The following is a 13,974-nucleotide window of genomic DNA, read 5'->3' on the forward strand; positions in this document are numbered from 1 at the left end:
CCGCGAATCGTCGATATGTCCGAGAGTAGAGGATCTTGTCCTGCGGCCGGAACGGGAAACCGACGTTCCGTTCCTGCAGGAGCTCTACGCGTCGACGCGTGCGGATGAACTGGCCCAAGTGGATTGGCCGGAGGAACAAAAGAGCGATTTTCTGCTCCAGCAGTTTCAGGCGCAGAGAGAGCACTACTTGAAGGCGTACAGCGATGACGAGTTTTCGATTATTGAATTCAACGGAAAGCCTGTCGGGCGGCTCTATCTCGGCCGGTGGCCATCCGAGGTTCGCGTCATTGACATCGCCCTGCTTCCGTCTTTCCGAGGAATGGGTCTTGGGGGCGGGTTGATGGGGAACATACTGAGTGAAGCTCGCGATGCTGGGAAGCCCGTTCGCATTCACGTCGAGAAATTTAACCCCGCGCTGCATCTCTATGAGCGACTGGGATTTCAGGTACTGGAAGACAAAGGCGTCTATCTGTTGATGGAGTGGTCTGCCGATGCGGTCAGTTGAACACGATTTCGTAGCGCGTTCCGTCGCTGTCGTTTCCAATCGGAACGATAAACAGCTCGAGTTCGCCCAGCTTCTCGTGCCGCAGCGTGTAGATTCCCTGCGGGAGGATCGGTTCCCGCGGGCCGCTGATGATCACCGAGAAAGGGCGCCTTTTGCCCTCGGCAGGTTCCCGGCCCAGAACATCCACGCTCTTCAACTGGACGGGGAGCGCAAGTTCCGCGGAAACCTGGATTTCAAGCGCCTCGCCCACGTGGGGCAGGAAGTCATCGAGCGTCATCGATTCGAGCATGTCAGCGACCTCTGCGGAGGTGAAGTTTGTTGAAACTAGAGAATGGGGCCCTCGGGCTCAAGGAAGAAGCAGGCACGACAGTGCTCAATCGCCAACAAATCGCCACTCGTCAGAGAGAGATCATGCGAAGCATCGAACGGAAGCGGACATCGCGAATACTCGCCGGAAGGTGGTTCTTCAGAATGAACCGACATAGTTGGGTAGGCCTCGTGCTGCTCTTGCTGCTGGCAGGTTCTGCCGGAGCTCAAGATACCGTCAGCATTGACGTCGGCAATCTCCCCGCCGGCAAGTCTGTAACCATTACTATGCGAGCCGACGTGGCCGATCCGATTCCCGTCGGGACGACGACGCTGTCGACCCAGGCAACCGTCTCGGGGTCGAACTTCGGCGATGTCCTCTCCGATGATCCCTCGACCGGAGCGGCGAATGATCCGACGGTCACAGGCATCTCTGTTCCGCCCGTGGCGAACTGCGTTTCCCTGCTGGAGCTGGCAGCCGACGGCTCTTGCGAGGCTAATCCCACGGCCTCTCAGGCAGACAATGGATCTTACGATCCGGATGGCGGCATCGTTACTCTTCAGTTGGATCCTGCACCGCCTTATTCCCTGGGCGATACTTTGGTGGACTTGATTGTCACAGACGACGAGAACGATCAGTCATCCTGCACGCTCACGGTGCGTGTGGCCGATGTGACGTCTCCCACTCTGACTTGTTCCTCCAACATCACCGTGCCAGCCGATCCCGCCACGTGTACAGCATTCGTAACCGTGCCGGCTCCATCAACTTCCGATAATTGCGGCGGTCTTGTCGTCACGAACGATTACACCGGAACGGCGGATGCCAGCGACGTCTATCCGGCCGGGACAACGACGGTGACTTACACCGCCACCGATGGTGCGGGGAACAAGACCACCTGCAGCTTCGACGTGATCGTGGTTTGCGACGTGGCTGCCACGATCAATCCGCCGACGGCGAGTTCCTTCACCGGTGCCGATCACGTTGTGACTGTCAACGTCCTGGTGAATTCCGCACCGACTTCAGATGTGGCCGTTCTGGTCGAGGTCACCTCCGGCCCGAGCACCGGCCTTTCGGTGCCACTCGTCACGAACCAGGATGGTGCGACGTCGTTCACCTACACCAGCAATACGCCGGGAACGGATCAGTTGCAGGCCTCCGGTAGTATCGGTAGCGTTCCCTTCTCGGCGACTGCATCCAAGGAATGGGTCGCGGCTCCGACGCCGACGCCGACACCATCTCCCACGCCGACAGATACTCCGACGGCGACACCCACGGATACGCCGAGCCCAACGCCTTCGGATACGCCGACGGCGACTCCGACCGACACCCCGACAGCCACGCCTACTCCGACCGATACGCCGACGACCCCGACGGCTACGCCAACCGACACGCCGACGGCGACGCCAACGGATACTCCAAGTCCAACGCCGTCTGACACACCGTCTCCGACGCCTTCGGATACTCCGTCCCCGACTCCGTCTGATACTCCGACGGCGACGCCGACGGATACCCCGACAACACCGACGGCTACGCCAACGCCTACGGATACGCCGACGACTCCGACACCGACGGCCACGCCAACCGATACGCCGACAACGGGGACTGTTACCCCGACGGTTACGCCGACTGCCACGCCGACGGACACGCCTACGACGGCCACAGCAACCCCGACCGATACTCCGACGTTTACGCCGACGATGACGGCCACGCCGCCTCCTATGGATACGCCGACGACGAGTCCGACTCCGACAGCCACGCCGACTCCGACGGACACTCCAACCCCCACGGATACTCCGACGCCGACGCCTACGGCGACGCCGGTGGAGTACACGTTCGTGCCTGGCACGGAAGGGTGGACGGATCACAGCTTCATGAGCTTCACGCCACCTGTGTTCGGCAATACGCCGGGTACGCCGGGTACGCTGGATATGACGGCGACGACGAACACGCAACAGGTGGGTATCTGGGAATCGCCTGCGTTCGAGTTGGTGCCGAGTGGCGGTACGCCTTCGCGGCCTGACGTGGTGGCCCTGATGGTTCAGGGGACGCCGAACGGTTCGCAGGTGTACGCCGCGACCTATCGCGTGATGACGGACGAGACGGACCTGACGCTTGTGCCGCAGATCCGCGTTCGTACGACGGCGGAGAACAGCCAGCAGGCTGAGGTGCTCTCGATCGAGTCGCACGCCGATGGCGCTTTCTCGCCGACGCCCGCGGGCAACGACTACACGTTGATGTTCCGTCCGCCGGCAACGAGCCCGATCTTCCGGTTCGAGTTCGACTTGTTGAACTTCTATCCGCAGGATTCGGCTTCGGCGACGGTGATGCTGGATAACGTGATCGTGGTGCCGGTCGACAGCAGCTTCATGACCGGTGCGACATCCGAGATGGTCTACGACTTCGTCGGCGACCAGGACGGATGGGATCACTATACGTTCAACGGTCTGTTCGACGAGCCGACGTTCGCGTACGATTCGGCGAACTCTCGCCTGGGCATCACGGTGGAGAACACGCCGGGCTTCCAGTTCGGCTTCTGGGGCTCGACGATCGATCCTGCGAACAACGTGGATATCGTTGCCGGCCGCCTATACTGGGCCGAGTACAGCATTGGTACGAACATCGTGACGGCGGACGAAGTGCCTGAGTTCCGTCTGCGTCTGAACGAGTCGCTGTTCCGTGTGAGCCAGTACACGAACGTTGCTTCGACGGGCTCTGCGCTGAACGTTCCGACGCCGGGTTCGCCGATGGACTACGTGGTGTTCTTCCCGCCGAACATGGGCGTGGGCCGCGACCTTCTGTGCTCGTTCGACCTGCTTGCGGATCCGTCGATCCAGACGCTGGACATCGGCGGTTCGATCTACGTCGAACGTGTCGAGGTCTTCTCTGCACCGGCTCCGTAACGGACCGACAAACCCTCAATCACAACGCCATGGGGCGGCTCCAATCGGAGCCGCCCCGTTGCTGCAGGGCATTGAGTGCGTTTCTGAGGAGAACTGCGGGGGAAGAAGTGGTGGCCAACGCGTACTCGAACTCGTACTCAGCGAAGCGGTACTCGTACTCGATTTTGAGGCTTGGGATTTCGAGTGCGAGTACGTGTACGAGTAGGAGTACGAGGGGAGATGCTCTCGCGCAGAGGGGCAAAGACGCAGAGGAAGCGAGTATGAGGTGGCTTGGCCACTTGGCCGCCGGAGCCTCAGGCGAAGGCGGGTCCCTGGCTAAGAGTAGGCCTGTCGACTGAGGAAAGGATGGGGGATGCGATATTGGGAACCTTGCGGGGAGTTCTGAGGCCTCTGAGGCTTGGGCAAGATGCCCAAGTCACCTCGAGGGGAGAGGCGATCGCGTACTCGATCTCGCACTTAGCGGAGCGGCATTCGTACTCGGCTTTGGTCGATTTTGATGAAGAGCACGAGCACGAATAGCGTTCATTCCGGAGGGGGAGCGGCTGGGAGATCGGGGGGAGGTGGCGCGGGGGGCGCGCCGATGAGTTGCCGCCATTGCGAGCGGAGTTTTGCGCCTTTGCCGGGGTGGAAGCGTTCGACCCAGGCGATGCGACCGCCGAGGTGGTCGGCGAAGTTTTGGATTCGATCGCGATTCTGACTTTCCAATGATCCGGCTTTGGACGCGTTGTGGAGGATGGCGCAGAGGCGATCGATCTCCGCGCGCCCGACGGACAGGCGGTCGTTGACGTTCAGGCCAACGAGGTTCTGCTGGCGGCCGCGGCGCATGAATCGGCGTTTGGCCTTCTTGGGATGGAAGCGTTCGCTTTTCAGGATTGTCTCTACCAACGGAACGAAGCGGTTCAGTCCGCGTTTGAAGTCTTCGCCGCCGGAGAACGCGAGGTCGTCGGCGTAGCGCGTGTAGGTTGCGCCGAATTTCTTTGCGAGTCCCGCCAGCCGGCAATCGAGTCGATAGCAGAGGGCGTTTGCGAGTGCCGGCGATGTGGGAGCGCCTTGCGGGAGGACACGTGCAAGGGACGCGAGAGACGCCGTTGTGCAGAGGAGCGACAGGATGCGGGCGACGCTGTGCGGATAGCCGAGCCACATGAAGAACGAGCAGACGCGGCGATATCGAATGCTCGGGAAGAAGTCGGCGATGTCGTGCGCGACGATGATGGGCTTTCCGATGTGCGGGCGCGCGTGATCGGTGGCGTCGCGCCCGCGGACGAAGCCTTTCGCGGCTTCGTGGACGGGGACCTTGTCGAGGATCTCGTGGAGGATGCGGCGCTGGGCGGCTTTGAGGCGAGGCTTCGGGATGAAAAGGAAGCGTTGCCCGCCACCGCGTTTTGGGATCGTGCGCATGGTGTAGTTGCGCAGTTTGCCCGGGCCGTTGCGGAGGCCCTGCATGCGGCCGGTATCGCAAAGGTGAACGAGTTCGCGGAAGTCGCGCAGCTGAAGGAACGCGACAATATCGTCGGGTTTCTCGAGCACGGGCAGGCGAAGGGAGCGTTGGCGGTCGATGCTCTGCGGATGCAGTTGGCGCATCTTATCGTCGCGCTCGCGGTAGGACGATGTCGGTGAGTTGCCGAGGACGATCGGTGCACGGGATCCAAGGATCTTGCCTCTGCTCCGGCCGCCGACTGAAACACGAAGGCCATCCGTGCCAAGTTCGAGGCGTGCTCCGCCCGGGCCTCCGCGTCGGGCCTGATTCACAATGTTCACAACGATGATTAGGACGACTACGATCGCAAAGACAGCGACCAGGAGTCCGATGATCGCAACGGCGCCGATTTGCAGGGCGGGCATCATGGGGGCGGGTGTCCTGGGAAGAGCGGCACGGCGGCCTGGCTTGCAACGCCCGCTGTGAGGAATCCACATCCGGGCTCGCCCCTGATGTGGATTCCTTATTCGTGAGATGCCGGAAGTGGAGCTCGCTCGGGGTAACCCCGAACAGTCGCGAGTTTCCTCGTGACCTCCAAGCCAGACTGCCGTGCCTTGTTTCTCTCGTGTTCAGTTGGGGGCAGGAGAGGGAAAGGGGCAATGGAATTCGGTGGAGAGGAGAGAGCAGATCGCGCAGAGGGGCAAAGACGCAGAGGAAGGGAGGGCGCAATCCGTACTCGAACTCGTACTCAGCGGAGCGGAACTCGTACTCGGTTTTGAGCTTTGGGATTTCGAGTGTGAGTACGTGTACGAGTAGGAGTACGAGGTGGAGAGGGGTTCGCGCTGAGGCGCAAAGACGCAGAGGAAAAACCTATGAGGTGGCTTGGCCATCTCTGGCCGATAGCTGGTCGATCGCCTGAGCCACAGGGGCTTGGGCAAGATGGCCAAGTTACCCCAGAATACACTCGTGGTGATGCGTATGCGACACTCGCACTCGGTTTTGGTCGATTTCGATTACGATGACGAGCACGAGCACGGGGAAACTCTACATAAAAGTGCGGCGGCAGTAGATGAGCCATTCGAGGAGGAGGATGAGGAGGCCGGCGAGGACGAACCAGTGCCAGATTTCCTGGTTGGTTTTGACGACGTCTTCGGTGCCGACGATTTTCTGGCCGCCGATTTCGAGTTCGGGGACGGGGGCGATGCGGGATTCTTTCTCAGAGGCCAGGTTGACGGGCAGGAGTTGAGTGCTGCCGACGTCGAAGGCAACCTGGTACACGCCGGTGCGAGCGGTCTCGGAAAGGTAGGCGGTGCTGGCGCCTTCGAAGGAGAATTCGATCTGTTCGTCGTCGGGCGTGGTGACGACGGCTTCGGTAGCATCCAGTTCCGGGAAGATCGGAATGGTTTCGCCGGAGACGTAGGAGGCTTTGACTTTGCCGCGGCCGGAGCGGGCGAAGTACTCGATCATGTTGGAGATGAAAATCGGGTAGGAGACGTCGAGCGGCCACATGGATTGCAGAACGTCGAAGCCGACAACGAGGATGTTGCGCGTTTCCGTTTCGTAAAGCGTAATGAGATCCGATTCGAGTCCTTGCAGAATCATCACGGAGGACTTCGGCGCGTTGTAGTTGATGGACTCGGCGATCCGGAGGCCTTCGAAGTTAACGAAGCGCGTCAGCGGATGGACGCGGCTCCAGTCGATGACGGTGGGGCGTTCGATCGTGGGGTTCTGTTCGTTGCGCGTGAAGTCGCCGCCGGGCGGCAGTGCGTGGAAGAAGACGAAGTTGCCGGGCGGAATTTCGCCAACGGTCGAGCCGTCGAAGATGACGAGGTCGTACTCGTCGGTTGTGCGATAATCGGTCGGAGGAACACGGCTGAGGTGAACGCGCGGGTCGATCATCAAGACGCGTTCGAGGAAGCGATTTCCTTTTGAAACGAGGAGCACCGAGATGTCCGTCGAGGGCGCGATCTGCACGCGCGCAACATCGTCGAGCGGGAAGTTGTCTTTTGAATCAAGCGTCAGCGTGGCAAGGCCGGTGAGCTCTTCGCCGAGCGTGAAGACAACGCCGCCGGTCGAGTTCGGGGCGATGCGTGTGCCTTTCAGATCGAGGATTTCGCCGTTCATTTCGAGTTCAACGAAGGCGTCCTTCTCTTCTTCGCTGGCGTTTGTGATCGAGCAGAAAATCTGATACTCGAACGTGTTTGTGAATGTCTCGCGCACATCGACGGCGGTGATACCGAGGTTGTTGCTGGTGTGGCCGATGGAGACGAACTCGACGTTCGGAATATCGGCGAGTGCAACGGTGTCCTCGATGGCGCCGTCGCTAAGGACGACGGTCTTCGTGTCTTCGCGCGGAATGCGAACACGTTCATCGGTCATCGTTGTGGTGAGTCCTTGCAGGATCATGCCGGCTTCTGAAAGGGAGGTAGAGACTTCGCGCGGTTTGATAGAATTGATGGCAGCGCGGATGGCGGTGCGATCGCTCGTCAGTGTTTGCAGAATGCGTGTCTGATCGCTGAAGGCGACGACGATGCATTCGTCGCGCGCGGAGAGCGTGTCGACGGCTTCGAGGGCGGCTTCTTTCGCCAGGTCGAGGCGCGTCTTGCCGGCATCTTCTTGTGTCTGCATCGATGCTGAGTTGTCGATCAGCAGAATGAGCGTGGTTCCGCTGAGGTTCGCGAGTTTCATCACCGGCCGGGCGAATGCGAAGATCAGCAGGAGAAGTATCAGCAACTGTAGCCAAAGCAGCAGGTTGTTGCGCAGTTTCTGAAATGGCGCGTTCGCGATGAGATCCTGAACCGATCGTCTCCACAGCAGAGTGGACGGCATGACGACGCGTTTGCGCTTGAGCTTGAGGAGGTACATCACCACCACGAGCGGCAACAGCGCGAAGAGCGGGCCCCACAGCCATGGAGTCGTCAGGAAGTTCAACGCAGCAACCCCCTTTGGCGAAGGTGGGCGAGCAACATCACGTCGATCGGCGTGTCGGTTGTGGTGGCGAGATAGGTCATGCCGCGCGAGGTGCACCAGTCGCGCAGCCCGCCGCAGAAGTTTTCGACGGTGGCGCGGTATTGCTTCAGGAGCGCTTCGCTGGCGGTGACTTCCTGGCGTTCGCCGGTTTCGGCATCGACGAGTTCCAGGTGGCCGACAACTGTGGGTTCGCGTTCCTCGGGGCTGAGAACCTGGATGCAATAAACGTCGTAGTTGCGCATGAAGAAGTGCTTGAGCGCTTCGTCGTAGCCGCGTTCATCGAGGAAATCTGAAATGAGAACGACGATGCCTTGCTGGCGATTTTGAAGGACGAAGTCGCGGCAGGATTCGATGAGATTTGTGCGCGTGCCCTGCTCCAGATCGATCAGGTAGTTCATGAGCTTGGCGAGTTGCGCTTTGCCGCGCGTGGGACGGAAGCGCGAAGAGACGCGTTCGTCAAAGGTCGACACGCCGACTTTGTCCTGATTGTGGAGCGCAATGTATCCGAGCGCCGCGGCCAGTTTGCGGGCGTATTCGAATTTCGTGGGATCGCCAAAGTTCATCGACGCGGAGGTGTCGACGAGAACGTAGAAGGCAAGGTCTTCTTCTTCGAGGAAGAGCTTGATGTAGAGGCGCTCGAGGCGTCCGTAGACGTTCCAGTCGAGGAAGCGCGTGTCGTCGCCGGGGACGTACTCGCGGTAATCGGCGAACTCAACGGACTGGCCTTTCTTGCGGGAACGGCGCTCGCCCTTCTGCCGGCCGCGGAAGACCTTGTGCGTGAGCACTTGCAACTGATCGAGTCGGGCGATCAGCTCGGGCTCCAGCAGAGTTTTCATGTCGGGCGTTGCCATGTTGCGTTCTCTTTCTTGCTCTAATGCCTGCGCACCCAGGGGGCAGGGTTATGCGTTCACTCCTGCTTCGCGGGCAACCTGCTGGATGAGGTCGTCGATGATCATGTCGGTGGTGATGCCCTCGGCTTCGCCTTCGAAGTTGAGGATAAGGCGGTGGCGGAGGGCGTTGTGTGCGACGGCGGCGATGTCGGCAAAGGCGACGTTGTAGCGCTCGGCGCGGAGCGCCTTGATTTTGCCGGCGAGCACGAGTGTCTGTGCACCGCGGGGAGAGCTGCCGTAGCGAACGTAGCGCTTTGCCATCGGCGTGGCGTATTCGCTTTCGGGATGCGTGGCGAGGACGAGGCGCACGGCGTAGTCCTGGACATGCGGCGCGATCACGGTCGAGCGCACGAAGTTGATCCAATGCAGGATGCGGTCGCGCTCCATGCGCTTTTCAATCTGGGGCGTATGGGCGGTGGTCGTGCGGTTCAGGATTTCGCTGAGTTCCTCGCGATTGGGGAACTGGACCATGACTTTGAACTGGAAGCGATCGAGCTGGGCTTCGGGCAGCGGGTAGGTACCTTCCATTTCCAACGGGTTCTGGGTGGCCATGACGAAGAAGGGCTTGTCGAGAATGTAGGGCTTGCCGGAGACGGTGATCGTCTTCTCCTGCATGGCTTCGAGCATGGCCGATTGCGTCTTTGGCGTGGCGCGGTTGATTTCGTCGGCCAGCACCAGGTTGGAGAAGAGCGGGCCGTGCTCGAAGACGAACTCGCGTTTTCCGGTGGTGTGGTCTTCCTGGACCATGTTCGTTCCGATGATGTCCGCCGGCATCAGGTCGGGCGTGAACTGGATGCGGGAGAAGGGGAGGTCGAGGACTTCGCCGAGCGTTCGGACAAGCATCGTCTTGCCGAGGCCGGGGACGCCTTCAAGGAGTACGTGTCCTCCCGCGAAGAGGCACATCAGAACCCCTTCGACGACGGATTCCATTCCGACGATCATCTTCTTCGTTTCGTTGAAGACCGCATCGAAGTCTTGGCGGAATGCTTTGGCTTGTTGTTCCATGTCGGTCATGGTCGTGTCTCTCCGCGTTTGGAATCTTGCTTACTTCATTTTCTTCCGGGCACGCTTCTTTGCTTCCAGAAGGCTGCCCATGCCTGTTTGTCCACTCTCGCCGCGCCCTTCGGTGGGCGAGACGGTTTGTTTGCTGCGATGACGAACGGGACCCTTGGGGGCCTGCTCGTCGGGATTTGCGAAAACGGAACCGTCGGACTGTTCCGTATCGCCGAGTCGTTCGCGGAACTTCTTCCGCGCTTCCTGTTCTTCGCGTTCGCGTTCCTTGTCGGCGGTGGCGCGCCGTTTGGCCGCCATCAAGTTGTCCATGGCCGCGTCGCGTTCTTCAATACGCTTCGGGCTACGGAACGTGATGATGCGGAAGGTATTGACGGCGTATCGCTGCGCGCCTGCCCAGAGTTCCGCGAAGTCGAGATACACGCGACGCAGGAAAATATCGAGGGGCAGAAGCAGCAGGCCGGCAAACAGTAGCCACGGCCAGATGGGTTGAGGGCGCGCGGCGCTGACGAGCGTTGTGTGATCGAACGGGTTGTACTGCGCGTCCATCTCGCGACCGCCGGACTCTTTGGCGATCTTTTCGAGGAAGGTGTCGTTCGTTTGCGTGGCCTGGTACTCGGGCGAGTAGGACAGCGCGACGCCGCTGGTGATCAGCTCGGGCGACTCTTCTTCGCCGGTCACCATTGAAACCATGTAGGTGCCGACCTGGTTGGCTTCGAACTCGCCTTCGTAGCGGCCGGGTGCGACCTGGCGAATCTGCGCTTTGTGCGGTTCGAGATCGGGGCCGATGACGGTGGTGTTGAATTCGAGGAAATTGCGGAAGCCGCCATCGAGTTCCAGCGCGTCGATGGTGATCTTGCCGCGGCCGCCTTGGAGCTCGGTGTTGACCTGGAAGTTGGAACTGCTGGTCTCGCGCAGTGAGAAACGCACGACCTGGCTCCAGAACTTGCTGTAACCATCCCAACTGACCCACTGCGCGGCCCAACGGCTCTTGGCATCGCTGGTGAAGGCAACGGTTTTTCCGAGGCCATAGCGCCAGTGCGCAAGGAGTGGGTCGTCTTTGTCGGTGCGCAGCGCGTAAGTGGCGAGATCTTTGTCGGACGTGACGACGTAGCCGTTCAGGGCGGGAAGTTGCGGAATGCCTTCGAGGATTTCGGAGGGGACGTCGTATTTCGGGGCGAAGGTTTCTTCGAAGATCAACGAACGCCGAACGATGGACGCTTCCTTGACGAAGATGCGCGGGAGTTCGCGTGCTGTCTTCGGGTAGTAGAAGTTGCCGGCGCCCCAGTAGGACATGTTCTTGAGCGTCTCGACGGTCTGGCCGGCGTGGGGTGCGATGGCGACGGCGGAGACGGTGATGCCTTCGTCGCGGATCTTGTTTACGAGCGGCTTCTGCGGCGGCGCGGGATCGCCGTCGGAGATGACGACGATGTGCTTCGCCTGTGTCTTGACGTCTTTGAGTTCTTCGTATGCGAGCTCGAGTGTCGGGTCGAAGGTGGGCATGTCCATCGGCGAGACGTTGTTGATCATGGCGCGCATGCGGCGCTTGTCGCCGGCTTGCTGGAGCCCGGGATCCCACAGCCAGAACTCGCCCCAACCGCCCATGCCGCCGCCGATTCCGACGCCGGGCTTCTGGCCATAATACAGGAGGCCGAAGTAATCCTGGGCGGAGAGCACATCGAGTGCAGCGATGGAGATCTCGCGCGCCCACGCGTTACCGGATGGAATCTCGCAGGTGTGCAGCACGATGACGAGGGCGCCGTTGGGGAGGACCTTCTTCTGCTTCACGTCCATCGAGACGGGCAGTGCGCGTTCGATGGGAGTGTCCTGGTACCCGCCGGCTCCAAAGGAGTTTTCTCCGCCGATCATGACGAGGCCGACGCCGAGATCCTGGACGGCGCGTTCGATCATCTTCATCTGGTCGCGCGTCATGCTCGAGGCGTGGACGTCAGACAGAATGATGGAGTCGTAGCCTTGTAACTCGCCGAGCGTGCGCGGGATTTCCGTTTCGGAGACGTAATCGACGACGATGTTTTCGAGACGAAGTGCAGCCGCGAGGTAGTTGGTCGAGGTGTGATCGCCTTCGACGTAGAGCACGCGCGGTTCGGCTTTCAGATAGGTGAAGGCTTCCGCGCGGTTGTTCTGCGGGCGGGCATCGCCGGCGGCTTCGAAGGTGGCGCTGTACTGGTGGAAGCCACCTTCCTCCAGGCGTCGCGGCAGCGTGAGCGGCGTATTGCGTCCGCCGGAGACTTCGACCTTCTGGTCGACGATGAGCTTACCGTCTTCGTACAGGCGTAAACGGCCCTCGGTGTCTTCTTTCGAGGAGAGGAAGACTTTGACGTCGAAGGGCGAGTCCTTGGCGGTTTGCTGCGGGACGATGATCTTGTCAATCTGGACGTCCTGTTCCTGGGAGTAGTTGAGCGGAACGATGTCGACGGGGACGTTGTTGTTTCGAGCGAGGCGCGCGATCTCAAGAGCGCTGCCGCTGTTTTCATTGCCGTCGGAGAGCAGCACCATGCGGCGCAGACGGTTGTTCGGGAAGGCGGCGAGCGCGAGGCGCATGGCCTTCGCGATGTCGGTGCGTTCGCCTTCGATCGCGGAGTTGATCTGGCCTTCGAACTCGAAGGTCTTAACGGCGGTGGACTCGAGAGATGGCTGGTCGCCGAAGACGATCAGACCGGCTTCGTCGTTGGCGGGTTTTTCCTTGGAGAATTCGGAGATGACCTGTGTGGCGCGCTCGCGCAGGTTCACCGGGATCGAGTCGGATTGATCGAGCAGGAAGTAGACGGTGAGGTCTTTGCTCTGGCGCACGAATTCCATCTTCGCCAGCGCGAGAATGAACAGAAGAATGATCAGCGTACGCAGGATGATGATCAGCCAGCGCCGGCCGGTTTCGACCGTGCGCAACCGGCGGGCGGCAAGCCAGAAGAGCGGGAGGATCAGCAGCAGCCACAGGTAGATGGGCTCGGCGGCGTGGAAGGCGGTCACGATTCGCCTCCCGCGCGGAAGTGTCCGGCGGCCCGGTCGACCATCTGCACGCGGCCGTTTTTCGTGTCGGCAATGGCGAGTTCACCCTCGGGGCCTGCTGCGACACCCCAGGGGGTGAAGAGCTGGCCGGGGCGATAGCCGGGGCCGCCCCAGATGCCGAGGAACTTTCCACCGGCGGTGAAGTGACTGATGCGGCTGTTGCCGTACTCGCACAGGTAAACGGTGCCGTCGTCGGCGATTGTGAGGTCGTAGGGATACTTCAGTTGACCGGGTTCCTCGCCGGCTTCGCCCCAGACATCGAGGCGGTTGCCGTCGCGATCGAAGATGCGAACACAGTTGTTGCCGGCGTCGGCGACGAACAGGCGGCCGTCCTTGTCGATGGCGACGGCCATGGGGCGCTGCAGGTCGCTGAACTCGGTTTCCTTCGAGCCCCACTCTTTGATGAACTCGCCCTCGCGCGTGTACTGCATGACGCGGCTGCGCTGGCCGTACTCGGTGATCCAGACGGTCTTGCCGTCGGGATCGGGGCAGACGTCGGTGGGGAAGATCATCTGGCCGGGCTCGATGCCTTCCTCGCCCCAGGAGGAGAGAAGGTTGCCCTCCAGATCGTAGTGGAGAATGCGCTGGTAGTGCGTGTCGGCGATCCAGACGGACTTGTTGTCCAGGTCGAGGGTCATGCCGGTAGGCGTTCCGTTTTCCCATGCGGGAAGCCACCACTTGCGGAGGAACTTGCCGGAGGTGGCGTCGAAGACCTGGATGCGGCCGGTGCGATCGATGACGATGAGTTCCTGGTCGGGCGTGATGGCGACGGCGCGGGGGTTGGAGAACTGGCCGGGCTGGCGGCCGAAGTCGCCGACGATGCGGGCGCCGTCGGCGGGGGCGTCACCGGCCTGGCTGGTGCTCGCCCAAAAATAAAGGACGGCCAGGATCGCCGCTAGAACGATCCCGGCTCGCCAACCGATCGTCTTCAAACCCGCTCGACTCAG

General features: G+C 61.0%; 9 protein-coding genes. 2 read left to right on the plus strand and 7 right to left on the minus strand.

Features of this window, described 5'->3' with window-relative positions; all coding sequences use genetic code 11:
• Positions 1-13: 13 nt before the first annotated feature.
• Positions 14-505, plus strand: a complete 492-nt coding sequence (locus KQI84_08010; protein MCB2154818.1) for a GNAT family N-acetyltransferase — start codon at positions 14-16, stop codon at positions 503-505.
• Here KQI84_08010 and KQI84_08015 read toward each other — a convergent pair.
• Positions 498-794, minus strand: a complete 297-nt coding sequence (locus tag KQI84_08015) for a hypothetical protein (GenBank protein ID MCB2154819.1) — start codon at positions 792-794, stop codon at positions 498-500. The two genes, KQI84_08010 and KQI84_08015, sit on opposite strands and share 8 nt — an antisense overlap.
• Before the next feature lie 182 nt (positions 795-976).
• Between KQI84_08015 and KQI84_08020 the strand changes: the two genes are divergently transcribed.
• Positions 977-3,712 carry an HYR domain-containing protein gene (locus tag KQI84_08020; protein MCB2154820.1) on the plus strand — a complete coding sequence of 912 codons (2,736 nt, stop codon included), beginning with the start codon at positions 977-979 and terminating at the stop codon, positions 3,710-3,712.
• A gap of 522 nt (positions 3,713-4,234) precedes the next feature.
• On the opposite strand, the gene KQI84_08025 is transcribed toward KQI84_08020, so the two are convergent.
• The 6 genes from KQI84_08025 to KQI84_08050 form a co-directional block, all read right to left on the minus strand.
• Positions 4,235-5,557 (minus strand): reverse transcriptase family protein, encoded by a 1,323-nt coding sequence (locus tag KQI84_08025; protein MCB2154821.1) that lies wholly within the window; start codon positions 5,555-5,557, stop codon positions 4,235-4,237.
• 616 nt (positions 5,558-6,173) lie between these two features.
• The gene (locus KQI84_08030) at positions 6,174-8,060 is read right to left on the minus strand and encodes a BatA and WFA domain-containing protein (GenBank protein ID MCB2154822.1); all 1,887 of its coding nucleotides are present in this window, start codon (positions 8,058-8,060) and stop codon (positions 6,174-6,176) included.
• Complete coding sequence (locus tag KQI84_08035) at positions 8,057-8,935, minus strand: DUF58 domain-containing protein (protein MCB2154823.1); 879 nt, start codon at positions 8,933-8,935, stop codon at positions 8,057-8,059. The genes KQI84_08030 and KQI84_08035 overlap by 4 nt, the downstream gene beginning before the upstream one ends.
• 63 nt (positions 8,936-8,998) lie before the next feature.
• The gene (locus tag KQI84_08040; GenBank protein MCB2154824.1) at positions 8,999-10,003 is read right to left on the minus strand and encodes an AAA family ATPase; all 1,005 of its coding nucleotides are present in this window, start codon (positions 10,001-10,003) and stop codon (positions 8,999-9,001) included.
• Between the two features lie 30 nt (positions 10,004-10,033).
• On the minus strand, positions 10,034-12,988 hold the full coding sequence (locus KQI84_08045) for a VWA domain-containing protein (GenBank protein ID MCB2154825.1): 2,955 nt from the start codon (positions 12,986-12,988) through the stop codon (positions 10,034-10,036).
• Positions 12,985-13,959: a hypothetical protein gene (locus tag KQI84_08050; protein ID MCB2154826.1), complete on the minus strand. Its 975-nt coding sequence runs from the start codon at positions 13,957-13,959 to the stop codon at positions 12,985-12,987. The genes KQI84_08045 and KQI84_08050 overlap by 4 nt, the downstream gene beginning before the upstream one ends.
• Between the last annotated feature and the right edge of the window lie 15 nt (positions 13,960-13,974).

The organism is bacterium, assembly GCA_020444065.1.
Lineage (GTDB): Bacteria > Sumerlaeota > Sumerlaeia > SLMS01 > JAHLLQ01 > JAHLLQ01.